This is a genomic window from Arthrobacter sp. GCM10027362, from assembly GCF_042679445.1.
GTDB lineage: Bacteria > Actinomycetota > Actinomycetes > Actinomycetales > Micrococcaceae > Crystallibacter.
On the sequence record NZ_JBHTML010000356.1, the window covers coordinates 1 to 1,532 of the forward strand.

Annotated in this window: 1 protein-coding gene; it reads left to right on the plus strand. The window is 74.7% G+C overall.

The features are described 5' to 3' along the window. Positions 1-31: 31 nt before the first annotated feature. Complete coding sequence (locus ACFQ36_RS22615) at positions 32-1,405, plus strand: adenosylmethionine--8-amino-7-oxononanoate transaminase (RefSeq protein WP_377017805.1); 1,374 nt, start codon at positions 32-34, stop codon at positions 1,403-1,405. The last annotated feature ends 127 nt before the right edge of the window (positions 1,406-1,532 follow it).

Below are 1,532 nucleotides of genomic sequence, written 5' to 3' on the forward strand. Positions count from 1 at the left end.
CGCCGCGGCGCCGGGACGGAGCTTGCCCCCAATGCCTGACGCTGCGCTGCTGGCCGATGCCGGGCCGGACGCCGCTTCGCTGATTGCGCGCGACCGCGGCCTGCTCTGGCACCCGTACGCCCCGCTGGACGGACCCGCGCCCTACGCGGTCACGGCGGCGGAGGGGGTCCGGCTGCAGCTGGAGGCCGCCGACGGGGCGCGCTTCGAGGCGGTGGACGCGATGAGTTCCTGGTGGTCCGCGATCCACGGCTACCGGCACCCGGCGCTGGATGCGGCGGTGCGGGAACAGGCCGGCCGGTTCAGCCACGTGATGTTCGGCGGGCTCACCCACGAGCCGGCGGTCCGGCTGGCCGAGCAGCTGGTGGAGCTGGCGCCGGAGCCGCTGCGGCACGTGTTCTTCGCCGACTCCGGCTCGGTCAGCGTGGAGGTGGCCCTGAAGCTGGCCATCCAGTACCAGGCGGCCGCCGGGCGGCGGGGGCGGCACGCGTTCCTGGCCCTGCGCGGAGGCTACCACGGGGATACCTTCGGCGCGATGAGCGTGTGCGACCCGGTGGACGGGATGCACTCGGCCTTCCCGTCCCTGCCCGCGCAGCATTTCCTGTCCCGGCCGCCGGCCGCCCACCTGGCCGAAGGACCGCCGGACCAGCCCGCGCTGGTTTCCGATGCCGCAGAGGTCGCTGCGTGGGTAGCGGAACTGGAGGCTGCCGTGGACCTGCACGGCCGGGAGCTGGCCGGGATCATCGTGGAACCGGTGCTGCAGGGGGCCGGAGGCATGCACGCCTACGCCCCCGAATGCCTGCAGGCGCTGCGCCGGGTGGCCGACGAGCACGGCCTGCTGCTGGTCTTCGACGAGATCGCCACCGGCTTCGGGCGCACCGGCAGGCTCTTCGCCGGCCAGTGGGCCGGCGTGGTGCCGGATGTGATGTGCGTGGGCAAGGCCCTGACCGGCGGATACCTGACGCTGGCGGCGCTGCTGTGCTCGGCCGACGTCGCCGCGGTAATCACCGCCTCGGCGTCCGAGGCCGGCCGTGCCTTGCTGCACGGGCCCACCTTCATGGCCAATCCGCTGGCCTGTGCCGTGGCCTCCGCCTCGCTGGATCTGCTGTCCTCCGCCGGCTGGCAGGACCAGGTCCGGCGGGTGCGGCAGGGGCTGCGTGCCTCGCTGGCCCCGGCGGCCTCGCTCGGGGCGGTCCGGGACGTGCGCGTGCTCGGCGCCGTCGGCGTCGTCGAACTCAACGACCCGGTGGACATTCCGGCCCTCACCCGTGCGGCCCTGGAGCACGGGGTGTGGGTGCGGCCGTTCCGCCACCTCGTCTACGCCATGCCGCCGTACATCTGCTCGGCCGCGGACGTGGCCGCGGTGGGCGCCGGCATCACCGCCGCCATTAGGCAGGTGCACTGCTGATGGGCGCCATGCAGGACTGGCTCGAGGCCCAGGCCCGGATCCGCAGCCGGCGCGGCGTCGTCCGGCGGACGGTCCCGCGCGCTGCCGGAGGCGCCGTGCTGGACCTGGCCGCCAACGACTACCTGGG